Below are 21516 nucleotides of genomic sequence, written 5' to 3' on the forward strand. Positions count from 1 at the left end.
CTCAGATCGCCGCGTGGTTCGCCTGCGTCCGGCGGCCGACCACCGCGTAGAGCGTGCGCATCCGGCCGGCGAGCGGGCGGCGGTGATAGGCGATCCGCGTCTCGCCGAAGCCGATGACCTCAAGCCAGCGCACGACCGTCCGCGGCGGGATCTGCCACCAGGCCGCGAACGGGTTGCCCTGGCCGCTGCGGGGCAGGAAGGCCAGGGGGGCGTCGGCGCGCCGGTCCGCCAGCCGCTCGCGCGCGAACGGCCCGTGCCGGGCGTCGCCGAGCCAGCCGTCGTCAACGAGCCGGCCCGGGTCGTACCACGGCCGGCGCGGCAGCATGCCGGTGACCACGGCGGTCTCCTGGACGAGGCGCAGCGCGCTGTGCAGCGCCCGGAACGGGTCGCGGACATGCGCCAGCGCCCCCAGAACCGCGAGGTCGACGGGGCCGATCGCCTCGGGCACGGCGCAGAGGTCGCCCTCGATCCGCTCGGCCCGCGAGCCCAGGGCGGCGTGGCAGTGGCGGTAGGCGCGGGCGATCCGGGCCTGGTGTTCGTCGAGGAGCGGCACGAGGTGGGAGGCCGGAGCGCCGTCGCAGAACGGCACCAGGTCCCAGTGCCGGCCCTCGGCCCGGTCGTAGGACACCACCTCGGCGCCCAGGGCCTCCATGGCGAAGCTGGTGAAGCCGCTGAGCGCGCAGGCGTCGAGCACCCGCCGGCCGCGCAGCGGCACGTCGCCGAGGCAGGCCGAGAAATTCTCGCGCAGGTCGATCTCGCCCGCGAGCGTCCCGTGGCCGGGCAGGTCGATCGTGTGCGTGAGGTGCAGGCCCTCGGAGAGGCCCGCGGCAGCGGGGTCGCGGTCCGACATGTCCCTCAAGGCGCCGATGGTGCGCGGGGCCGGTATCACGGCGGTCCCGCTGCGGCAACGCGGGGCCCCGGCGGCCGGCACCCCGGCCCTGGCATCCCCCGGCCCGGCAGGGTAAGCCCCGGGGACCCGAGGATGGCGGCCCGCCCGCGCGGTCCGCCCATCCGACGACCCGGAGTTCCCGACACCATGTCCGACCTCACCCTCGACGCCGCCTCGACCCTCGTGACCGCCGCCCTCAAGGCCGGCCGCGACCTCGGGCTCAAGCCCCTGGCGGTGGTGGTGCTCGACGCCCGCGGCGCCCTCAAGGCGGCCTCCGTCGAGGACGGCACCAGCCTCAAGCGGGCCGAGATCGCCCTCGGCAAGGCCAACGGCGCCCTGGCGCTCGGCATCGGCTCGCGCGCCATCGCCAAGCGGGCCGAGGAGCAGGCCTACTTCGTCGCCGCCGTGACCCACGTGGCGGGCCCCGCCGGCCTGATCCCGGTCCCGGGCGGCGTGCTGATCAAGCGCGACGGCGTGCTCCTCGGCGCGGTCGGCATCTCGGGCGACACCTCGGACAACGACGAGAAGGCGGCGCTCGCCGGCATCGAGGCCGCCGGCCTCCAGGCCCAGGCCGGCGCCTGAGCCGCGCCGTGCGGCGCCGGGACGTCCTCGCGGGGTTCGGCGCCGCATCCTTCGGCGCCGTGCCCTTCGGCGCGGCGGCCCCCGCCCGCGCGGCCGGCCCCGCCGCCTACCGGCGCGGCAACGGCGCCGATCCCGAGACCCTCGACCCGCACAAGACCTCGACCGTGGCCGAGGCGACGATCCTCCTCGACCTCTACGAGGGCCTGAGCACCTACGGCGCCGACGGCGACCTGGTGCCGGGGGCGGCCGCGGGCTGGACCACCTCCGCCGACGGCCTCACCTGGACCTTCGCGATGCGCCCCGACGGGCGCTGGTCGAACGGCGACCCGGTCGTCGCCGACGACGTCGTGCACGGCTTCCGGCGCATGCTCGACCCGGCGACGGGAGCGAAGTACGCCAGCGTGCTCGCGCCGATCCTGAACGCCGAGGCGGTCAACCGCGGGGCGATGCCGGTGGACGCCGTCGGGGTCGCGGCGCCCGATCCGCTCACGGTGGTGATCCGGCTCGCCCAGCCGACCCCCTACTTCGTCGAGCTGATGGCGCACCAGGCGAGCACGCCGCTCCACCGGCCGTCGCTCGCCCGCTTCGGCGACGCCTTCACCCGGCCCGGCCACCTCGTGTCGAACGGCGCCTACGTGCTGAAGGATTTCTCGCCCAACGACCGGATCACGGCGGTCCGCAACCCGCATCACCGCGATGCCGCCGCGATCGCGATCCCCCGGGTCGAGTACATCCCGACCCCCGACCTCGCCGCCGCGGTGCGCCGCTTCGCCGCCGGCGAGATCGATTCCCTCGAGGACCTGCCGGCCGACCAGGTGAAGGCGCTCAAGGCCCGCTTCGGCGCGGGTGTGGTGCTCAATCCGGCCCTCGGCGTGCTGGCGCTGATGGTCAACGTGCGAAAGCGCCCCCTCGGCGACGCCCGGGTGCGCCGGGCCCTGTCGCTCGCCCTCGACCGCGAGTTCCTGGCGGACGCCGTGTGGGGCGAGACGATGCTGCCGGCCTATTCGCTGACGCCGGCCGGGCTCGACAACGCGCTTCCCCCGCCGACGATGCCCGGCCGGGACCTCTCGCCGCTCGAGCGCGAGGATGCGGCGGTCGCGCTCCTGCGCGAGGCCGGCTACGGCCCGGGCGGGACCCCGCTCGCGGTCGAGCTGCGCTACAACATCACCGACAACAACCGGAACACCATGGTGGCGATCGCCGACATGTGGCGCCCGCTCAACGTCGCGACGGCCTTCGCCGCCACCGACGCCAAGACCCATTTCGCCTACCTGCGCGACGGCGGACCGTTCGACATCGCCCGGATGAGCTGGCTCGCCGACTATGCCGACCCGCAGAACTTCCTGTTCCTGGTCGAGAGCGGCAACGACGGCTTCAATTCCGGGCGCTACGCCAACCCGGCCTACGACGCCCTGATGCGCGAGGCCGCCCGCGAGACCGACCTCCAGGCCCGCGCCCGGATCCTCTACCGTGCGGAAGAACTCTTCCTCGCCGACCTGCCCTGGATCCCGCTGCTGCATTACCGGCACAAGCACCTGATCGGCCCGCGCCTGCGCGGCTTCCAGCCCAACCTGCGCGGCGTCTCGCCGACGCGCTGGCTGTCGCTCGCGTGATGCCCCGCGCATGATTCCTTACGTGCTGCGCCGCCTCGCCCAGGCCGTCCCGACGCTGTTCATCGTCGTCACCCTGTCGTTCTTCCTGGTGCGGCTGGCGCCGGGCGGCCCGTTCGACCTGGAGCGGCCGCTGCCGGCAGCCGCGATGGAGAATTTGCGCCGGGTCTACGGCCTCGACCAGCCGCTGCTCGTCCAGTACGGCCGCTACCTCGCGGCGCTGGCGCGCGGCGATCTCGGGCCGTCCTTCTCGGTGCGCGACCTCTCGGTGGCCGAATTGTTCGCCCGCGGCCTGCCGGTCTCGATGACGCTGGGTGGGCTCGCCCTCCTCGTCTCGCTCGTCCTCGGCACGCTGCTCGGGGGGCTGTCGGCCCTGCGGCGGGGCTCGGTCCTCGACCATGCGGTGACGACGCTCGGCACCTTCGCGCTCACCGTGCCGGGCTTCGTGGTCGCGCCGCTCCTTCAGATCGCCTTCGGGCTGACCCTGCACTGGCTCCCCGTCGGCGGCTGGGACGACGGCAGCCCGAAGAACCTCGTCCTGCCGGTCGTCACCCTGGCGCTGCCGCAGGTCGCCGTGGTGGCGCGGCTCGTCCGGGCCGGTCTCGTCGAGGTGTTCGACCGGCCGCATTGGCGCACCCTGCGGGCGCTGGGGCTCCCGCCCCGCACCCTGGCGCTCCACGGCCTGCGCGGCGCGGCGCTCCCCGTCGTGTCCTATCTCGGGCCGGCGGCGGCCGGGCTCCTCACCGGCTCGGTGGTGGTCGAGACGGTCTTCGGCCTGCCCGGGGTCGGGCGCTACTTCGTCGACGGGGCGATCAACCGGGACTACACGCTGGTGCTCGGCACGGTGGTGCTGATCGCGGTCTTCGTCCTCGTGCTCAACCTCCTGTCCGACCTCGCCTGCGCGCTCATCGATCCCCGCCTGAGGGATTTCGGGTGAGCCCGTCCCCGTCCGGCCTCGCCTTCGCCGAGGCCTCGCTCCTCGCCCGCGCCCGGCGCCGCCTCCTCGGTGATGGGCTCGCGCGGGCCTGCGCGGCGCTCCTCGTCGTGGTGGCGCTCGCCTGCCTGCTGGGGCCCTTCGCCACCGGCCACCCCTACGACCGGCTCTACTACGATTATCCGGGCGTCCCGCCCTCGCTCGCGCTCTACCCCAAGCCCGAGGCCGTGGGCCCGGCCCTCGACCGGCTGGCCCTCCGCATGCGGGTGCGGGCCGAGGACGTCGCGGTCACCGGGGAGGCGGTGCGCCTGACGCTCGCCTCCGACCGGCCGATCGACGACCGGGTGCTCACCTTCTTCTCCCGCTCCGACACCTTCGGCGAGGCCCGCCTCCTCGGGCGCTCCGAGGACGGGCGGCGGCTCACCGTCGAGGCGCCGTTGCGCGCGCTCCGGTTCCTCGCCGGCACCGACGCGCTCGGGCGCGACCTCCTCACCCGCACGCTCACGGCGGGCCGCCTGTCCCTGGCGCTCGGCCTGATGGCGACCGCGGTGGCGCTCGGCATCGGGGTGGTCTACGGGGCGCTCGCCGGCACGCTCGGCGGGCGGGTCGACGCGGCGATGATGCGCCTCGTCGACATCCTGTACTCCCTGCCCTTCGTGTTCTTCGTCATCATGCTGGTGGTGTTCTTCGGCCGCTCGGTGGCGCTGATCTTCGTCGCGGTCGGCGCCGTCGAGTGGCTCGACATGGCCCGCATCGTCCGGGCGGAGGCTCAGGCCATCCGCCGGCGCGACTACGTGCGGGCGGCCGAGGCGCTCGGCCTCTCGACGGGCGCGATCCTGCGCCGGCACGTCGTGCCCAACCTGCTCGGCCCCGTCGTCGCCTTCGCGGCCCTGATGGTGCCCCGGGTGATCCTGATCGAGAGCTTCCTGTCGTTCCTCGGCCTCGGCGTGCAGGAGCCGGCGACGAGCTGGGGCGTCCTGATCGCCGACGGCGCCCGCTCCCTCGAGACCGCGCCGTGGATGCTGATCGTGCCGGCCTCGTTCCTCGTCGCCAGCCTGCTCGCCCTGACGCTGCTCGGCGAGCGCCTGCGCGACGCCCTCGACGTGCGGGGGTGAGCGCATGACCCTGCTGCAGTTGCGCGGCCTGACCGTGCGCTACCCCGAGGCCGGCGTGACGGCGCTCGACGGTCTCGACCTCGACCTCGCACGCGGCGAGACCCTGGCCCTCGTCGGCGAGTCGGGTTCGGGCAAGAGCCAGGTCGCGCTCGCGATCCTCGGCCTGCTGCCGTCCCCGGCGCGGGTCTCGGGAAGCGTGCGCTTCGACGGGACCGAGCTGACGGCGCTGGACCGCCCCGCCCTCGACCGGATCCGCGGCGCCCGCATCGGCCTGGTGTTCCAGGAGCCGATGACGGCTTTGGACCCGCTCTTCACCATCGGCCACCAGATCGCCCTGCCGTTGCGCGCCCATCAGGGCATGGGCCGGCGCCAGGCGGCGGCGCGGGCGCGCGAGCTCCTGGACCTCGTCGGCATCCGCGATGCGGCGGCGCGCCTCTCGGCCCATCCCCACGAGCTCTCCGGCGGCGAGCGCCAGCGGGTGATGATCGCCATGGCGCTCGCCGGCGAGCCCGATCTCCTCATCGCCGACGAGCCGACGACGGCGCTCGACGTCACCGTCCAGGCCCAGATCCTGGCGCTGCTCGCCGACCTCAAGCGGCGCCTCGGGCTCGCCCTCCTGTTCATCACCCACGACCTGCGGCTGGTGCGGCGCATCGCCGACCGTACCGCGGTCCTGCGCGCCGGGCGCCTCGTCGAGACCGGGCCGACCGGGGCGCTGTTCCGGAACCCGCGGGCGCCCGAGACCCGCGATCTGCTGGCCGCCGAGCCGGCGGGCCGCAAGGCGCCGGTGGCCGCGGAGGCCCCCGTGGTGCTGGAGGCGCGCGGCGTGTCGGTCGGCTATCCCGGCCGGCGGCGCCTGCTCCGGGCGGAGCCGCCGCGGCTCGCGGTCTGCGGCATCGATCTCACCCTGCGGGCCGGCCAGACGATCGGGGTCGTCGGCGAATCGGGCTCCGGCAAGTCGAGCCTCGGCCGGGCGCTCATCCGCCTCGAACCCGCCGCCCACGGCCTGGTGCGGTTCGAGGACCGCGACCTGACGGCCCTCGACCGGGCGGCGCTCCGCCCCCTGCGCCGCGGCTTCCAGCCGGTGTTCCAGGACCCGATGGGCTCGCTCTCGCCGCGCCTCACCGCCGGCGAGATCGTGGCGGAGGGCCTGCGGGTCCACGCCCCCCACCTCGCCGCCGCCGAGCGCGACGCCCGGGCGGCGGAGGCCTTCGCGGAGGTCCGCCTCGATCCGGCCTGGCGCCACCGCTTCCCGCATGCCTTCTCGGGCGGGCAGCGCCAGCGCATCGCCATCGCCCGGGCGATGATCCTGCGGCCCCGCCTCGTCGTCCTCGACGAGCCGACCTCGGCCCTCGACCGCACGGTGCAGCGCGACATCGTCGCCCTGCTGCGCGACCTCCAGGCGGCGCACGGCCTCGCCTACCTGTTCATCTCCCACGACCTCGCGGTGGTGCGCGCGCTCGCCGATACCGTGCTGGTCCTGCGCGCCGGCCGCGAGGTCGAGCGCGGCCCGACCGACGCGGTGCTGGCCCGCCCGCGCGAGGCCTATACGCGGGACCTCGTGGCGGCGGCCGACCTCGACGGCGGCCTCGCGCAGGCGTGAGGCGTCCCGGGCCACCCCGCCCTTGAACCTCCGGCGGCGGCGCGCCACTTCGCGCCTTCCGATAGGGCACCACCTGGAGAACGAGATTGATGCGCTCCGCGCTCGCCTTCACGCTGCTCGCGCTCACCGCCGTCCCGGCCGCCGCCCAGCCTGCCCCGAAGGGCCCGCCCAAGCCCCCGCCGCCCAAGGAGGCACCCCAGCCCGATCCCGTCGCCGCGATGCTGTTCCCGTGCCGGACGCCGGAGGAGATCTGCTACGTCGGCGTGGTCAAGGACGGCAAGGTCACGGTGCTGTTCACCAACGACCGCAAGGCCGACGAGATCGCCGGCAAGCCGGTGGCCGTCTCCGGCGACGGTCTCGACCTCGCCAAGAGCGAGAACCGCACCGTCATGCTGGTCGGCAGCTACGACCCGAAGGACGGCCTGACCAAGGCCGAGGTGGTCGACGTCGCGAGCCCGCTGGTCGCCTTCGCGCTCAAGACCACCATCGGCGGCGGCGAGGCCGACGAAGGGGGCGACGAGCCCCCGGCGCCCCCGCCCCCGGCGCCGCGCAAGAAGTAAGACGTACCCCTGCCCGGATCCTCCCCCTCCGCGGGGGAGGACTTCGGCTCCGACGAAGCTCTGGCAAACCGGTTGATGTACTAAAACATTAGTGCTTCAATGGCGCGTCACAGGCTGCCGGACCGGCGGCCGCGGAGCGGCGAAGTCGTCCGGGTGGCGGGGAGGATCGGTGGCGGCACGGCGTCCCACGGGCTTTCCCCCGCCCGCGGCCTCGGCGCCCGACCGGAGAGCCCCGATGCCCCTGAGCCCCGAGACCCGCGCGACGCTGAAGACCGTCAGCACCGCGACCCTGGCCACCGCCCTGTTCAAGCGCGGCCTGCGCAACCAGTTCATCCAGGACGTGCGCCCCCTCAACCCGCAGGCCGGGGCGATGGTCGGCGAAGCCTACACCCTGCGCTACATCCCGGCCCGGGAGGACCTGAACACGCTCGCGGTCTTTCGCGATCCCGGTCATCCGCAGCGCGTCGCGGTCGACCGATGCCCGGAGGGCGCGGTGCTGGTGATGGACAGCCGAAAGAACCCGCGGGCGGCCTCCGCCGGGGCGATCCTGGTGACGCGGCTGATGAAGCGGGGCGCGGCCGGCGTCGTCACCGACGGGGGCTTTCGCGATTCGCCCGAGATCGGCGCCCTGCCCTTCCCGGCCTACCACAACCGCCCGTCCGCCCCGACCAACCTGACCCTGCACCAGGCGCTCGACATCAACGTGCCGATCGGCTGCGGCGACGTCGCGGTGTTTCCCAGCGACGTGGTGGTGGGCGACGCCGAGGGGGTGATCGTGATCCCGGCGGAGATCGCCGACGAGATCGCCGCGGAGGCCGCCGAGATGACGGTGTTCGAGGATTTCGTGCTGGAGGAGGTGCAGAACGGCCGCGGCGTGATCGGCCTCTACCCGCTGATCGACGAGCGGGCGAAGGCCGACTTCGCGGCCTGGCGGCAGAAGACGGGGCGCTGAGCCGGGATCCGGCCTACAGCATCATCCCGACCATCAGCACCGCCACCATGGTGGCGGTGGCACCGAGCGCCGCGGCCCACAGGCCGGCCTCGGCGCTGTAGCCGGCGCGGCCGTTGTCGTTCGCCGGTTGCGGCAGCGCGCTCGGAAAGCGGCGCCACTTGCGCAGGTGCGACGGCGCGGTCGCGATCAGGTGCGGCTGGGGAGCGACGGCGTTGTGGCGGCACGACATGGGTTGGCGCTCCACGGGGAAGCTCGCGCGACGGAGTGGTATCGGGCCTGGCGCCAAAGCATGACGGCAGGGGGTCGGGGAGAGAACGCCGATCTCCGCGCAACGATCCGTCCCCTGCGTAAATTCGGTCCCGGAGGCCCGCCCGGAGACAGGATCTGTCCCGCGATGGTCCCCGGGGACGGGCGGCGCCGGATGGCCGGGCGCGGCCCGGGCCGGGCGAAAACCTCCGCCCGGCCGGTCCCGTCGACCCGGTGCGATCAGAACAGCGAGTCGGCGTTCGAGTAGCGGTCGGCCAGGCGGTCGGCCTCGCCGGCATCCTCGCGCAGCATCGGCTTGGCCTCGTTGGCGAAGGTGCGGCCGACCTGGCTGTCGCCGAAGCGCGAATAGGTCTCGTAGAGCTGCACGCTGTCGCCCTGGGCCCGGGCCTGGTCGGCGGTGTAGAGCGCGTCGAAGCGCTTGCCGCTCGGAGCGGCCTGCAGGCGCGCCAGGCGCTGCTCGCGGGCCGGGTCGAGGGCGACGCGGCGGCCCGGGGTGCCCGGGTTGGTGTCGACGAGCGAGCGGCCGAAGGCCGGCTGGCCCTGAAGCACGTTGCCGACCACCGCGATCGGCGCGGTGGCGATGGCGAGCGGGGCCGTCAGGAGGCCGCCCGAGCCGAGGAGGCCGCCGTTGCCGGCATCGCCCACCACAGTGCCGGAGGAGCTCAGCGAGGTGCCGCGGGGCAGGAGCGCGTCGGTGGTGGCCTGGCGGTTGACGATCGTCTGCTCGGCGTAGCCGCGCACGGCGCGGTTGCCCGACTTCTGCAGCGCGAGGCGGCTCGCCTCGATGTTGTAGGCGTCGCTGCGCAGGGCCTCGGCCCGGAACGCCTCGGTGGATTCGGCCGCCGGACGGTCGTTCGGGAAGATCACGAGGTTCTGGGCCGCGGCCGGCAGGCTGCCGGCGACCGTCACGGCGAGCGCGGCCAGAAGTGCAGTGCGAGACATTGAATAGAGTCCATTCGTGTATAGCTTTGCCGTACGGACGACCGCACTGCGAAAGCCTGACGCCCCTTCGCCGCCACAACCTGTCTCCTGAGGGAAAGTTCCGCAGCGGGAGTGAAGCGCCGTTAGGTCCTGTCCCGCGGCCCGTCCCCGGCGTCGCGCTCCCGGTCGAGCAGGGCCCGCTTGCGCGCGACGCCCCAGCGATAGCCCGACAGGCCGCCGTCCTGGCGCACCACCCGGTGGCAGGGCACCGCGACCGCGATCGGGTTGGCGCCGCAGGCGAGCGCCACCGCCCGGGCGGCTTTGGGCATGCCGATCGCCTGGGCGATCTCCGCGTAGGTCGCGGTGCGCCCGGGCGGGATCGCCCGCAGGGCCTGCCAGACCCGCTGCTGGAAGGCGGTGCCGCCGATGTCGAGCGGCAGGGCCGGGGCGGCGCCCGGGGCCTCGACGAGGCCGATCGCCAGCGCCACCGTCGCCTCGAACCCCGCGTCGCCTCCCGTCAGCGCCGCCTTCGGGAAGCGGTCCTGGAGGTCGCGCAGCAGCGCGTCGGGCTCGTCGCCGAGCAGGATCGCGCAGACGCCGCGCTCGGTCGCCGCCACCAGGACGTGGCCGAGCGAGCAGGCGCCGACCGCGAAGCGGATCGCCGCGCCCTCCCCGCCCCTGCGATAGGCGGTCGGCGTCATGCCGAGGCGCTCCGGCGCCGCGTCGTAGAACCGGCTCGCCGCGCCGTAGCCGGCCTCGTAGATCGCATCCGTCACGGTCTTGTCCTCCTGCCGCAACCCGTCCGCCGCCCGCGCCGCCCGCCGGGCCGCGCCGTAGGCCCGCGGCGTCACCCCGGTGACCTGCTTGAACACCCGATGGAAATGGTAGGGGCTCAAGCCCGCCGCCGCCGCGAGGTCGGCGAGCGCCGGCGGTGTCTCCGCCGCCTCGATCCGCCGGCAGGCCCGGGCCACCGCCTCGGCCTGGCGCTCGGCCAGGCTCGCCTCGTTCGGGCGGCAGCGCCGGCACGGCCGGAAGCCCGCGGCCTCCGCCGCCGCGCAGGTCGGGTGGAAGCTGACGTTCTCGGGCCGGGCCGGCCGGGCGGCGCAGCTCGGCCGGCAATAGACCCCGGTCGTGCGCACCGCGTAGACGAACAGGCCGTCCGCCGCCCGGTCGCGCCGGGCCACCGCGGCGAAGCGCGCGGCGTCGTCGAGGGGCGGGGGAGCGGCGGCAGGGTCCGGGTTGCGCATCAGCCTCGTGCCTTCCTGTCCGGGCGATGGCGTCATCCTGGCCTCGTCGCCGTCACGCCGCATCCCGGCGCTTGCTGCCGAATTCCGGCGTCTCGCACGGCCCGGCTTGATCGAGGTTTACTCCCGCGGAGCTTTCTCCGCCGTCCCCGAAACCGGGGAAGCGGCGGCCGGTTGGGGGTGGGTCGGGCCCGCGCGAGCGGGCCCGGCGCCCCCGCCCGCCACGCGTCCTCCCCGGCCGGCGGGGGCCTTCTGCTCCTCGGATCTCCTCCACTTGCCCCGCGGCCCACAGGGTCGCGGGGTCTTGTTTGTCGGGCGACGATTGCGGTGGAGCGTGGCGGCCGGGCTCTTGGCCGGATGGCCGGCCCGGGGGTAAGCCTTGCCCCAAGCAACGACATGCGCCGCCGCCGCGCGGCCGCTGGGCTTCGGGGTGACCGCCGCTTGACCGACGCGCTCGACGACATCGCCGCCATCCTGGAGCGCACCGGCGACTACCGGGTGCTGCGCCGCCTCGGCCCCTTCGTGCCCCCGGCCGCGGAGCCCGACGAGCCGACCTTCGTCGGCCTGATCCTCGACACCGAGACCACCGGCATCGACGTGACCGCCGACGAGGTGATCGAGCTCGGCATCATCAAGTTCGAGTACGGCGCCAGCGGGCGGATCTACCGGGTGCTCGAGCGGTTCAACCAGCTCCACCAGCCGTCCATCCCGATCCCCGAGGCGGTGGTGCGCCTCACCGGCATCACCGATGCCGACGTCGCCGGCCAGCGCATCGACGACGCGGCGGTCGAGTGCCTGGCGGCGGAGGCCCGGGTCGTCATCGCCCACAACGCCCGCTTCGACCGGCAGATGTGCGAGCGCCGCTGGCCGGTCTTCGTCTCGCGCAACTGGGCTTGCTCCTGCCACCAGATCCCCTGGCGGGCGGAGGGCCACGAGGGGATGCGGCTCGGCCACCTGCTCGCCGACCACGGCCGGTTCCACAACGGCCACCGGGCGATCGACGATTGCGAGGCCCTGCTCGCCATCCTGGCCCGGCCCCTGCGCACCTCCGGCCGCCTCGCCTTCACGGCGCTGCTCGAGGCGGCGCGCCGCCCCACCGTGCGGCTCTGGGCCTCCGATGCGCCGATCGCCCTCAAGGACCGGCTCAAGGACCGCAACTACCGCTGGTCGCCCCGGCGCCGCTGCTGGTACGTCGACCTCGACGAGGAGCAGATCGAGATCGAGCGCACCTTCCTGTCGCGCGAGATCTACCGCGGCACCCTGCCCTCCGGCCTGCCCGCCGACCGCTTCACGGCGCGGGACCGGTTCTCGAACCGGGCGGATCCGGAGGCGTAGGGGCACGGCGGCCGCCTCGCCGATCCGGAGGCGGGCGCGCCAGTCAGCCGTCGCACGTCCGCAGCCAGCCTATCGTCGCACGTGCTTCGGCCTCTGCGGCGGTCGCGGTCGAGAAAAGGCCCGGTCGCCCCTCCCCGGTATCGGCCCACCAGCCGTATTCGCCGTTCTCGTCGTTCTCGCTCCGGAACACGGCGTGCTGGTAATTGTGCAGTCCGTCGGACCGCCGGAAAATCCAGATGCAGTGCAGCCCGTTCCAGCTGATGATCTGAGCGACGAGCAGGTGGGGCGCGTCGAGGCAGGCATCACGCAGGCCGAGCAAGGCACGGGCCGCCCGGGTCGAAGTCGACCTCACCCGTGTCCGAGGGGAAAGCCGCATCTCCAAGGTCTCAATGCGAATGAGGTGCTCGGCGATCGCGGTGTCGTAGGCCGTTCTGCCGTGCAACAGGGCGACGATGCCCGGGATGTACCGGTCATACTCGTCCGGCGGCCCCTCCATTCCCATGCCGATCGGGTCCCAGATGTGCCGCAAGACGCCGCTTACATGCGCGGCGAGTGCCCGGTCGACGTCATCGTTCGTCGCGGTCATCCGACACCTGCAGGAAGGCGCTTGCGCGTGCAGGGCTCGCCCCGCTCGCGACGCCGCACGGGCGCGAAACCGGAATATAGCTCCGTGAAACGGAGTGCGACGGCGCCGCCGTCGCCCCGTGTCACCGGCGCCACATGCTCGGCTCGCCCGCTCTGGTATGGGAGAGCCTGATCCCCCCTCCCCACAGCGTTCCCCGAGCTCCGCATGACCGTCGTCGAGGACACCACCGGCCCGCGCGGCCCCCATCCCGTGCTCGCCGTCACGGGCCTCGCCCGTGAGGCGCGGCTCGCCGCGGGGCCCGGCGTGGCGACGGTGGGGGCCGGGGGCAACCCGGAGCGGCTGCGGGAAATGCTCAAGGGGCGCGCGGCCCCGGGCTGCCGGGCGGTGATGAGCATCGGCATCGCCGGCGGGCTCGCGCCCGATCTCGTGCCGGGCGACGTCGTGGTGGCGACGGGGGTGAGCGCCGGCGGCGTCCGGCACCCGGCGCACCCGCAGGTCGTCGCGGCCCTCGCCCGCCGGCTCGCGGACGCGCCGGTGCGGGTGGTGCTCGCCGATGTCGCGGGGGTGGAGGCGGCGGTGCTGTCTCCGCACGCCAAGGCGGCCTTGCGGGCGGAGACCGGGGCGGCGGCGGTCGACATGGAATCCCACGTCGCGGCCGCCTTCGCGGAGGCGCACGGGCTGCCGTTCTGCGCCGTGCGGGTGGTGTGCGACCCGGCCGACCGCGCCCTTCCGGCGGCGATCGCCAAGGCCCTCAAGCCGGACGGCGAGCCCGACATCCTCGCCGTTCTGGCGGCGCTGGCGCGCCGCCGGGCGAGCGTGGGCGGGCTGGTGCGCCTCGCCCGCGACTCGTCGGCGGCCTTCGCCGCGTTAGGCCGCTGTCGCGCGCTTCTTGGCGTCGGCCTTGGCGTCCCGGATCTCGGAGAGCTTCTGCGCGACGTTGCGTGAGAACACGAACTCGGCCGGGCGCTGGTTCTCGAGGGAGATCTCGGGAGCCATCTCGCCCTCGGTCTTGATCCCGCGCAGCGCATAGATCACCGGCTTCCACGGCTTCTTCACCGAGTCGACCACCGAGGAGGCCTCGTAGCCGGAATGCACCATGCAGTCGGCGCACTTCTCGTAGTTGCCGGTGCCGTAGGAATCCCAGTCCGTGGTCTCCATCAGCTCCTTGAAGGTCTTGGCGTAGCCTTCGCCGAGCAGGTAGCACGGCTTCTGCCAGCCGAAGACCGTCCGGGTCGGGTTGCCCCACGGGGTGCAGTGGTAGGTCTGGTTGCCGGCCAGGAAGTCGAGGAACAGGCCCGACTGCTGGAAGGTCCACTTCTCGCGGCCCTTCTCCTTGCCGAGGCGGAACACGCCGCGGAACAGGTCCTTGGTCGCCCGGCGGTTGAGGAAGTGCTGCTGGTCGGGGGCGCGCTCGTAGGCGTAGCCGGGGGAGACGGTGATGCCGTCGATGCCCATCCGGGTCACGCTGTCGAAGAAGTCCGCGATCTTGTCGGCCGAGGAGTTGTTGAAGAAGGTGCAGTTGATCGTGACCCGGAAGCCCATCTCCTTGGCCTTCTGGATCGCCGCCACCGCCTTGTCGTAGACGCCGCGCTGGCACACCGACTGGTCGTGCATCTCCTTGTCGCCATCGAGATGGATCGACCAGGTGAAGTACGGGCTCGGCTTGTACTGCGCGATCTTCTTCTCGAGGAGGAGCGCGTTGGTGCAGACGATCGCGAACTTCTTCTGGGCGATGATGCCCTCAACGATCTGCGGCAGGTCCTTGTGCAGGAGCGGCTCGCCGCCCGCGATGACCACCACCGGTGCGCCGCACTCGCGGACCGACTCGAGCGCCTCGTCGACCGGCAGGCGCTTGTTGAGGATCTCGTCCGGATAGTCGATCTTGCCGCAGCCTGCGCAGGCGAGATTGCACCGGAACAACGGCTCCATCATCATGACAAGCGGGTAACGCTTGCGGCCGGTGAGGTGCTGCTTGAGAATGTAGCCGCCGATCTTCGCGACGTACCGGAGAGGAATGCCCAAGACCAAGGCTCCTTGTGTCGTGGTTCGTGTCGGGTGCTGTGCCAAGCGGGCTGATTAGCCCGAAAAGTGGCGGATTTCCAGCAAGCTAGGTTCGAAAGGGTCCAGGCTGGGTGCCAAAGCGCCTAACTGTGGCCCAAACTCGACGGAAGCGGGAAGCTCACGCCCTCGACGATGCCCGGCAGACTGGAGATCCGCAGGGGGGTGCGACGCTGCAGCGCAGCAATCACCTCGGCGATCGAGGCCTCGGGCGTCGAGGCGCCGGCGGTCAGCCCGAGCGTGCGGATCCCGTCGAGGTCGACCTCCGCCAGGTCCTCGGCCCCCTCGACGAGGCGGCTCGGCCGCCCGGCCTCGGCGGCGACCTCGCGCAGGCGGTTGCAGTTCGAGGAGGTCCTCGCCCCCACCACCAGGATCAGGTCGGCCACCGCCGCGAGGGCCCGCACGGCGGCCTGGCGGTTCTGGGTCGCGTAGCAGATGTCCCGGGTCTCCGGCCCGACGAGGTCGGGGAAGCGCCGGTGCAGGACCGCGACGATCGCCCGTGTGTCGTCGACGCTGAGCGTCGTCTGGGTGACGTAGGCGAGCTTCGTGTCGGCCGGCAGGTCGAGGGCTTCGGCCTGCGCCACGCTGCCGACGAGGCGGACCGCGCCGTCGATCCGCCCGAGCGTGCCCTCGACCTCGGCGTGGCCGGCATGGCCGATCAGCACCACGGTGCGGCCCTGCGCGGCGTAGAGCTGCCCTTGCCTGTGCACCTTGGCGACCAGCGGACAGGTGGCGTCGATCACCGGGAGCCCGCGGCGGGCGGCTTCCGCCTCCACCGCCCGCGCGACGCCGTGGGCCGAGAAGATCGTGACGGCGCCGTCGGGCACCTCGTCGAGGCTCTCGACGAAGCGGGCGCCCCTGGCCTCGAGGTCGGCGACAACCCGGCCGTTATGGACGATCGCGTGGCGCACGTAGACCGGGCGGCCGTCGTCCCGGGCGAGCGCCCGCTCGACCACCTCCACGGCCCGCACCACGCCGGCGCAGAAGCCCCTGGGCTGGGCCAGCACGAGGTCGATCCCGTTCTCCCGCGTCCCCGCCACTCGCCCTCCGCGCCTCCGTTCCGGGACCTGTCCCGCCGGGCGGAACCCGGCCGTCCCGCCGAGGTGTAGGGTGGGGCCGGCGGCCCGGTAAAGCCGCGGGCGCGCCGCGGCGGCGCGCCCGGACGGCCGTCCGGGCCGGGGATGCGTTTGCGCCCAACGCGTTGCAATCGGGCCTGCGGGTCATTACCTAGCGCGCCACGGACGCGCTTCCGGTACAGGAGCGAGGCGGGTTGTGGGCCGTGACCATGGGCGCCGCCGCCCTGCGCGCTATACTGGTCCCAGCCGGCGCGGGCCCGCGGGGACCGTCGCCGCACCGGCCGACGGGCCGGACCGATCCAGGGGATTCCACCGGGCCGCCGCATTCCGCCGCGCGGCCCGCGAGCTAGAGGCAGGCTTCGCATCGTGATCGAACGGCTCGTGGCGTTTTCCGTACACCGGCGCTGGCTCGTCCTCGTGGCCGCGCTGCTGCTCACCGTCGCGAGCGCCGGCACGGCAGCGCACCTCTTCCGCATCAACACCGACGTCGAGCGCCTGATCACGCCGGACGTGCCCTGGCGCCAGGACGAGATCCAGTTCGAGAAGACCTTTCCGCAGCGCAGCAACCTGCTCGTGGCGGTGGTCGACGGGCAGACCCCGGAACAGGCCGAGGAGGCGGCGAACCGCCTGACCAAGGCGCTCTCGACCCACAAGGACCTGCTGCCGGTCGTCTACCGGCCCGACGGCGGCCCGTTCTTCGACAAGAACGGCCTCCTGCTGATGCCCCAGAAGGACCTGGAGCAGACCACCGAGAAGCTGATCCAGCAGCAGGGCCTGCTCGGGCCGCTCTCGGCCGACCCGTCCCTGCGCGGCATCATGCAGGCGATGGTGATGGGGGCGCAGGGGGTGAAGGCCGGCCAGGCCAAGCCCGACGACCTCGTCGGCCCGATGGGCCAGATGAAGGAGGTCTTCGACCGCGTCCTCAAGGGCGAGCGGGCCCAGCTGTCGTGGCAGCTGCTCCTGTCGGGCGGCAAGGCGGAGCCCGGCGACCTGCGCCGCTTCGTCATCGCCCAGCCGGTCCTCGACTACGACGCCCTCCAGCCCGGCGAGAAGGCGAGCCAGCTGATCCGCGAGACCGCCCGGAGCCTCGGCCTGACCGAGGCCAACGGCGTGCGGGTACGCCTGACCGGCCAGGTCGCGGTGGCGGACGACGAGTTCGCGACGCTCGCCGACGACGCGGCGCTGAACTACTCGGTCACCGGCGGCGCCATCGTGCTGTTCCTGTGGCTGGCGCTGCGCTCCGGCAGCCTCGTCGTCGCGGTGCTGATCACCACCTTCGCGGGGCTCATCGTCACGGCGGCGCTCGGCCTCCTGATGGTCGGCGAGCTGAACCCGATCTCGGTCGCCTTCGCGGCGCTGTTCGTCGGCCTCGGCATCGATTTCGGCATCCAGTTCGCGGTGCGCTACCGCGCCGACCGCTTCACCGAGGAGAACCTCGAACGGGCGATCCGCTCGGCCGCCCGCGGCGTCGGCTGGTCGCTGACGCTCGCCGCGGTGTCGCTGCTCGCCGGCTTCTTCTCGTTCCTCCCGACCGACTTCCGCGGCGTGTCCGAGCTCGGCCTGATCGCCGGCGCCGGCATGATCGTCGCCTACCTGTTCTCCCTCACCATGCTGCCGGCGCTGATCGCCGTGCTGCGGCCGCCGGGCGAGAAGCAGGAGGTCGGCACCGCCGGCATGGCCTCGGTCGACCACTGGATCCTCGCGAACCGCAAGCTCGTCCTGGTGCTCACCGGCCTCGTCACGGTGGCGGGCCTGCCGCTGCTCTACTGGCTGCCGTTCGACTCGAACCCGATGCATCTGCGCAGCGCCAAGGTGGAATCGGTCGCGACCTATCTCGACCTGACCAAGGATCCGAAGACCAGCCCCAACACCATCGACGTGATCGTGCCCAACCGCGACGCCATCGCCCCGATGGTGAAGCGGCTCACCGCGCTGCCGAGCGTCTCCGGGGTGATCGACATCGACACCTTCGTCCCGCCCGACCAGGACCAGAAGCTCGCGACCATCGAGGACGCCGCCCAGGTGATGGGCCCGGTGCTGAACCCGCCCCGGGTCGCCCCGGCCCCCAACGACCGCGAGACGGTGACGGCGATCCGCAACGCGGTCGCGGCCCTGCGCGGCATCACCCAAGGCGCCCAGCAGGGCGGCGCCTCCGGCCCGCTCGCCACCATCCAGGGCTTCACCGACACCCTCGACCGCCTCGCCGGCGCCGAGCCGTCGGTGCGCGAGGCCGCCGCCGCCGCGACGGTGCCGAACCTCAAGGCGCTGCTCACCCGCCTGCGCGGCCTGCTCTCGCCCGAGAAGGTCACGCTCGAGAACCTGCCGGCGCAGATCCGCTCCGACTGGATCGCCGCCGACGGCAAGGCCCGGATCGAGGTGCAGCCCAAGGGCAACTCGAACGACAACGCGGTCCTGCGCCAGTTCTCCAAGGAGGTCCTGAGCGTGGCCCCGCACGCGACCGGCGCGCCGGTCGCCACCACGCGGTCGAGCCACACGATCCTCGGCGCCTTCGTCGAGGCGGGCCTCCTGGCGCTGCTCTCGATCTTCATCATCCTGTCGGTGGCCCTGCGCCGCCCCTGGGACGTCGCCATGGCGCTCGGCCCGCTGGTGCTCGCCACCCTGTGGACGCTGGAGGCGCTCTACCTGATCGGCATGCCGCTCAACTTCGCCAACATCATCGCGCTGCCGCTGATGCTGGCGGTGGGCGTGGCGTTCCACATCTACTACGTGATCGCCTGGCGGGCCGGCGTCGCCGACATGCTGGCCTCGAGCCTGACCCGGGCGATCTTCTTCTCGGCGCTCACCACCGGCACCGCCTTCGGCTCGCTGGTCCTGTCGAGCCATCCGGGCACCGCCAGCATGGGCAAGCTCCTCGCCCTGTCGCTGTTCTTCACCCTGGTGGCCGCCTTCTTCATCGTCCCGGCCTTCCTCGGGCCGCCGCCGAAGCAGAAGGCCAAGGACGGGGCGCCGGAGAATGCCGCGCGGCGCGATCCGCTGATCCCGGCCTGAGGGCCGGCCCGCTCAGCAAACGACGAGGCCCGTCCCTCCGCCGAGGGGCGGGCTTTTTCATGATGGCGCGGGTTTCGCCTCTCCCCGCGGGCGGGGAGAGGGCTGTGTTCCTGTTCAAGGAACACAGCGAGGCGGTAGCCGAGGGTGAGGGGGTGTTTCCGGAAGAGCCTCATTCGGAGAGACCCCCTCACCCTCGCTTCGGCTTCGCCTGCGCTTGCCGTGTCCCCTGCACGGCGACACGGCCCTCTCCCCGCCCGCGGGGAGAGGCGAAGGCCCGCGCCATCATCGCCCCGGTTGCTTCGTCCGCGGGCCGTGAGTTTATTCCCGCCCTCCGGTTGCGGCGCAGCGAAACTCCGTGCTAGGGCACAACCCATGATGCAGGATCGAGCCAGACTGGTCTCGCGGCCCACGCCGCCGTAGCGCCCCGCTCTCCCGCGTTCTCTCTCCACGCCCGTTCTCCGTGCCCGTCCGCCCTGCGCGGCGGGTCGTCCTCGCGCGCCTCGTCGCGCCTCGTCCCGAAAGCTCACACTCCATGAATCTCGTCCGCCTCCGGCGCGAATGGGCGCCCGACGTCACGCGCGAAATCCTGGCCGGCACCGTCGTGGCGCTCGCCCTCATCCCCGAGGCGATCGCCTTCTCGATCATCGCCGGAGTCGACCCGAAGGTCGGGCTCTACGCCTCGTTCTGCATCGCGGTCGTCACCGCCATCGCGGGCGGGCGCCCGGCGATGATCTCGGCCGCCACCGGCGCGATGGCGCTGGTGATGACGACGCTGGTGAAGGACCACGGCCTCGGCTACCTCTTCGCTGCGACGATCCTGACCGGCCTGATCCAGCTCGCCGCGGGCGCGCTCCGGCTCGGCAACCTGATGCGCTTCGTCTCGCGCTCGGTCGTCACCGGCTTCGTCAACGCGCTCGCCATCCTGATCTTCATGGCCCAGATGCCCGAGCTGCTCGGCCGCGGGCCGATCGTCTACGCGATGACCGCCGCCGGCCTCGCGCTGATCTACGGCCTGCCCTACCTCACCAAGGCCGTACCCTCGGCGCTCGTCACCATCGTGCTCCTCACCGCGCTGTCGATGAGCCTCGGCCTCGGTATCCGCACCGTCGGCGACATGGGCGCGCTGCCGAGCGAGTTGCCGAGCTTCGCCCTGCCCCAGGTGCCGCTCACCCTCGAGACCCTGCGGATCATCCTGCCCTACGCGCTGACGCTGTCGATGGTCGGCCTGCTCGAGAGCCTGATGACCGCCGCGATCGTCGACGAGCGCACCGACACGACCTCGAACAAGAACCGCGAATGCGCCGGCCAGGGCCTCGCCAACGTCACCGCCGGCCTGTTCGGCGGCATGGCCGGCTGCGCGATGATCGGTCAGTCGGTCATCAACGTCTCGTCGGGGGGCCGCGGCCGGCTCTCGACACTGTGGGCCGGCGCCTTCCTGCTGTTCCTGATCGTGGTGCTCGGCCCCTACGTGGCCCAGATCCCCATGGCGGCGCTCGTCGCCGTGATGATCATGGTGTCGATCAACACCTTCCAGTGGCGCTCGATCCGGACCCTCCTCACCCATCCGACCACGTCGAGCATCGTGATGCTCGGGACCGTCGCGGTGGTGGTCGCCACCCACGACCTCGCCAAGGGCGTGCTGTTCGGCGTGGTGCTGAGCGGGCTGTTCTTCGCCCACAAGGTCACGCGGTTCTTCGCCATCACCTCGTCGCGCGAGGGCGCCGTCCGCACCTACCGGGTGACGGGCCAGATCTTCTTTGCCACGGCAGAAGCCTTCCACGCCGGCTTCGACTTCCGCGAGGACGACCTGGGGCGCGTCGCGATCGACCTGACGCAGGCCCATTTCTGGGACCTCACCGCCGTCAACGCCCTCGACCGGGTGGTGCTGAAGTTCCGCCACCACGACGTGCCGGTAGAGATCGTCGGCCTCAACGCGGCCTCGGCGACGCTGGTCGAGAAGCTCGGGACCCACGACAAGCCGGGGGCGGCGCTCGCCTCGGGGCATTGAGCGGCCGCTTGATCCGGCAGCGCGTGGTGGGAGGTTTGGTTTCCGCCCACCCGCACCTCAGGATGAGGTGGAGGACAGGATGAGCGCCGAATGGGCTGAAAATGCCCCGCGATCCGAGCCGCCTACCCCGCCCGCGCCGTCGCCCCGTGCACCATGGCGACGACGCCGGCGCGCAGGAGGTCGTACTTGCTCGGCAGGCCCGGCCCGGTCGGCAGCCGGCCGGCGGCGGCGAGGGTCGCGATGCCGTGGGAGAGCGCCCAGACCTCGAGGGCGACGAAGCGCGGATCGACGCCGGCCGAGAACCCGTCCGGGAAGGTCGCCCGCAGGGCCTCGACCAGGAGCTCGAAGGCGTTCCGGTCCCGCGCCGCCTGGACCGGCTTGCAGCCGTCCGGGCCGACGGGCCGGGCCTCGAAGATCGCCGCATAGTAGCCCGGCTCCTCCTCGGCGAAGGTCAGGTAGGCCTCGCCCATGCGGGTGAAGCGTTCGAGCGGCGTGCCGGGGCCGCGCAGCGCGCGGGCGAGCCGCTCGGCCAGCTCGGTGAAGCCGCGCTCGGCGACCTCCTCCAGGAGCGCCTCGCGGCCGCGGAAGTGGCGGTAGAGCGCCGCCGGCGAGACGCCGACGAGGCGGGCCGCGTCGACCAGGGTGAAGCCGCCGATGCCCCGCTCCGCGATGAAGCGGCGCGCGGCCTCGATCAGGGCCTCCTTGAGGTTGCCGTGATGGTAGCCGCGCCGGTCGGACGGGTCGCTGCGCCAGGGTCGCACGGTGAT

The 21516-nt window shown here is 73.0% G+C and carries 19 protein-coding genes; 11 read left to right on the top strand and 8 right to left on the bottom strand.

Translation table 11 applies throughout. The annotated features are described in order from the left end of the window. Position 1 precedes the first annotated feature (1 nt). Complete coding sequence (locus V3T34_RS27835; RefSeq protein WP_060847854.1) at positions 2 to 850, bottom strand: methyltransferase domain-containing protein; 849 nt, start codon at positions 848 to 850, stop codon at positions 2 to 4. 186 nt (positions 851 to 1036) lie between these two features. Between V3T34_RS27835 and V3T34_RS27840 the strand changes: the two genes are divergently transcribed. The 7 genes from V3T34_RS27840 to V3T34_RS27870 all read left to right on the top strand — a co-directional run bounded on the left by V3T34_RS27840 (position 1037) and on the right by V3T34_RS27870 (position 8245). Then, positions 1037 to 1471 (top strand): GlcG/HbpS family heme-binding protein, encoded by a 435-nt coding sequence (locus V3T34_RS27840; protein ID WP_091744466.1) that lies wholly within the window; start codon positions 1037 to 1039, stop codon positions 1469 to 1471. Positions 1472 to 1479: 8 nt separating this feature from the next. After that, positions 1480 to 3084, top strand: coding sequence for a peptide ABC transporter substrate-binding protein (locus tag V3T34_RS27845; RefSeq protein ID WP_407942792.1), 1605 nt, complete (start codon positions 1480 to 1482; stop codon positions 3082 to 3084). A 10-nt stretch (positions 3085 to 3094) separates the two neighbouring features. Further along, positions 3095 to 4018, top strand: coding sequence for an ABC transporter permease (locus V3T34_RS27850; protein ID WP_305077711.1), 924 nt, complete (start codon positions 3095 to 3097; stop codon positions 4016 to 4018). Then, positions 4015 to 5130, top strand: a complete 1116-nt coding sequence (locus tag V3T34_RS27855) for an ABC transporter permease (protein ID WP_305077712.1) — start codon at positions 4015 to 4017, stop codon at positions 5128 to 5130. Before V3T34_RS27850 ends, V3T34_RS27855 begins: the two co-directional genes overlap by 4 nt. Positions 5131 to 5134: 4 nt before the next feature. Beyond that, complete coding sequence (locus V3T34_RS27860) at positions 5135 to 6733, top strand: ABC transporter ATP-binding protein (protein WP_305077713.1); 1599 nt, start codon at positions 5135 to 5137, stop codon at positions 6731 to 6733. Between the two features lie 89 nt (positions 6734 to 6822). Then, positions 6823 to 7293, top strand: coding sequence for a hypothetical protein (locus V3T34_RS27865; RefSeq protein ID WP_060847860.1), 471 nt, complete (start codon positions 6823 to 6825; stop codon positions 7291 to 7293). Between the two features lie 235 nt (positions 7294 to 7528). Continuing rightward, positions 7529 to 8245 (top strand): ribonuclease activity regulator RraA, encoded by a 717-nt coding sequence (locus V3T34_RS27870; protein WP_305077714.1) that lies wholly within the window; start codon positions 7529 to 7531, stop codon positions 8243 to 8245. A 13-nt stretch (positions 8246 to 8258) separates the two neighbouring features. On the opposite strand, the gene V3T34_RS27875 is transcribed toward V3T34_RS27870, so the two are convergent. From V3T34_RS27875 to ada, 3 genes are all read right to left on the bottom strand, one after another. Then, entirely contained in the window at positions 8259 to 8474 is a 216-nt protein-coding gene (locus tag V3T34_RS27875; RefSeq protein ID WP_060847862.1) for a hypothetical protein, read from the bottom strand. Positions 8475 to 8731: 257 nt separating this feature from the next. Then, positions 8732 to 9454, bottom strand: a complete 723-nt coding sequence (locus V3T34_RS27880; RefSeq protein ID WP_060847863.1) for a DUF4142 domain-containing protein — start codon at positions 9452 to 9454, stop codon at positions 8732 to 8734. Between the two features lie 122 nt (positions 9455 to 9576). Then, complete coding sequence (ada, locus tag V3T34_RS27885) at positions 9577 to 10680, bottom strand: bifunctional DNA-binding transcriptional regulator/O6-methylguanine-DNA methyltransferase Ada (RefSeq protein WP_305077715.1); 1104 nt, start codon at positions 10678 to 10680, stop codon at positions 9577 to 9579. A gap of 438 nt (positions 10681 to 11118) precedes the next feature. Between ada and V3T34_RS27890 the strand changes: the two genes are divergently transcribed. Continuing rightward, the gene (locus V3T34_RS27890; RefSeq protein ID WP_305077716.1) at positions 11119 to 12012 is read left to right on the top strand and encodes a 3'-5' exonuclease; all 894 of its coding nucleotides are present in this window, start codon (positions 11119 to 11121) and stop codon (positions 12010 to 12012) included. 43 nt (positions 12013 to 12055) lie between these two features. Here the strand turns inward: V3T34_RS27890 and V3T34_RS27895 are convergent, their stop codons facing one another. Beyond that, complete coding sequence (locus V3T34_RS27895; RefSeq protein WP_305077717.1) at positions 12056 to 12598, bottom strand: hypothetical protein; 543 nt, start codon at positions 12596 to 12598, stop codon at positions 12056 to 12058. A gap of 204 nt (positions 12599 to 12802) precedes the next feature. On the opposite strand from V3T34_RS27895, the gene V3T34_RS27900 reads away from it, so the two are divergent. Further along, positions 12803 to 13543, top strand: coding sequence for a phosphorylase (locus tag V3T34_RS27900; protein WP_305077718.1), 741 nt, complete (start codon positions 12803 to 12805; stop codon positions 13541 to 13543). Here the strand turns inward: V3T34_RS27900 and hpnH are convergent. Together hpnH and ispH are read right to left on the bottom strand one after the other, a co-directional pair. Further along, complete coding sequence (hpnH, locus tag V3T34_RS27905; RefSeq protein WP_048428969.1) at positions 13466 to 14620, bottom strand: adenosyl-hopene transferase HpnH; 1155 nt, start codon at positions 14618 to 14620, stop codon at positions 13466 to 13468. The genes V3T34_RS27900 and hpnH overlap by 78 nt on opposite strands. A 122-nt stretch (positions 14621 to 14742) precedes the next feature. Beyond that, positions 14743 to 15696: a 4-hydroxy-3-methylbut-2-enyl diphosphate reductase gene (gene ispH, locus V3T34_RS27910; RefSeq protein ID WP_305077719.1), complete on the bottom strand. Its 954-nt coding sequence runs from the start codon at positions 15694 to 15696 to the stop codon at positions 14743 to 14745. A gap of 402 nt (positions 15697 to 16098) precedes the next feature. Between ispH and V3T34_RS27915 the strand changes: the two genes are divergently transcribed. Further along, the gene (locus V3T34_RS27915; RefSeq protein WP_305077720.1) at positions 16099 to 18741 is read left to right on the top strand and encodes an MMPL family transporter; all 2643 of its coding nucleotides are present in this window, start codon (positions 16099 to 16101) and stop codon (positions 18739 to 18741) included. A 532-nt stretch (positions 18742 to 19273) separates the two neighbouring features. Then, positions 19274 to 20749 carry a SulP family inorganic anion transporter gene (locus tag V3T34_RS27920; protein WP_091882280.1) on the top strand — a complete coding sequence of 492 codons (1476 nt, stop codon included), beginning with the start codon at positions 19274 to 19276 and terminating at the stop codon, positions 20747 to 20749. 122 nt (positions 20750 to 20871) lie between these two features. Here the strand turns inward: V3T34_RS27920 and V3T34_RS27925 are convergent, their stop codons facing one another. Further along, positions 20872 to 21510, bottom strand: coding sequence for a TetR/AcrR family transcriptional regulator (locus V3T34_RS27925; RefSeq protein WP_305077721.1), 639 nt, complete (start codon positions 21508 to 21510; stop codon positions 20872 to 20874). Positions 21511 to 21516 lie beyond the last annotated feature (6 nt).

Origin of the sequence: Methylobacterium ajmalii, assembly GCF_036448855.1 — a bacterium.
GTDB classification, from domain to species: domain Bacteria; phylum Pseudomonadota; class Alphaproteobacteria; order Rhizobiales; family Beijerinckiaceae; genus Methylobacterium; species Methylobacterium ajmalii.

Coding starts and splice junctions, on each gene's coding strand:
- V3T34_RS27875 (WP_060847862.1), bottom strand. CDS start 8,474: ATGTCGTGCCGCCACAACGCCGTCGCTCCCCAGCCGCACCTGATCGCG.
- V3T34_RS27880 (WP_060847863.1), bottom strand. CDS start 9,454: ATGTCTCGCACTGCACTTCTGGCCGCGCTCGCCGTGACGGTCGCCGGC.
- V3T34_RS27835 (WP_060847854.1), bottom strand. CDS start 850: ATGTCGGACCGCGACCCCGCTGCCGCGGGCCTCTCCGAGGGCCTGCAC.
- V3T34_RS27870 (WP_305077714.1), top strand. CDS start 7,529: ATGCCCCTGAGCCCCGAGACCCGCGCGACGCTGAAGACCGTCAGCACC.
- V3T34_RS27865 (WP_060847860.1), top strand. CDS start 6,823: ATGCGCTCCGCGCTCGCCTTCACGCTGCTCGCGCTCACCGCCGTCCCG.
- V3T34_RS27840 (WP_091744466.1), top strand. CDS start 1,037: ATGTCCGACCTCACCCTCGACGCCGCCTCGACCCTCGTGACCGCCGCC.
- V3T34_RS27860 (WP_305077713.1), top strand. CDS start 5,135: ATGACCCTGCTGCAGTTGCGCGGCCTGACCGTGCGCTACCCCGAGGCC.
- V3T34_RS27920 (WP_091882280.1), top strand. CDS start 19,274: ATGAATCTCGTCCGCCTCCGGCGCGAATGGGCGCCCGACGTCACGCGC.
- V3T34_RS27850 (WP_305077711.1), top strand. CDS start 3,095: ATGATTCCTTACGTGCTGCGCCGCCTCGCCCAGGCCGTCCCGACGCTG.
- ada (WP_305077715.1), bottom strand. CDS start 10,680: ATGCGCAACCCGGACCCTGCCGCCGCTCCCCCGCCCCTCGACGACGCC.
- V3T34_RS27900 (WP_305077718.1), top strand. CDS start 12,803: ATGACCGTCGTCGAGGACACCACCGGCCCGCGCGGCCCCCATCCCGTG.
- V3T34_RS27895 (WP_305077717.1), bottom strand. CDS start 12,598: ATGACCGCGACGAACGATGACGTCGACCGGGCACTCGCCGCGCATGTA.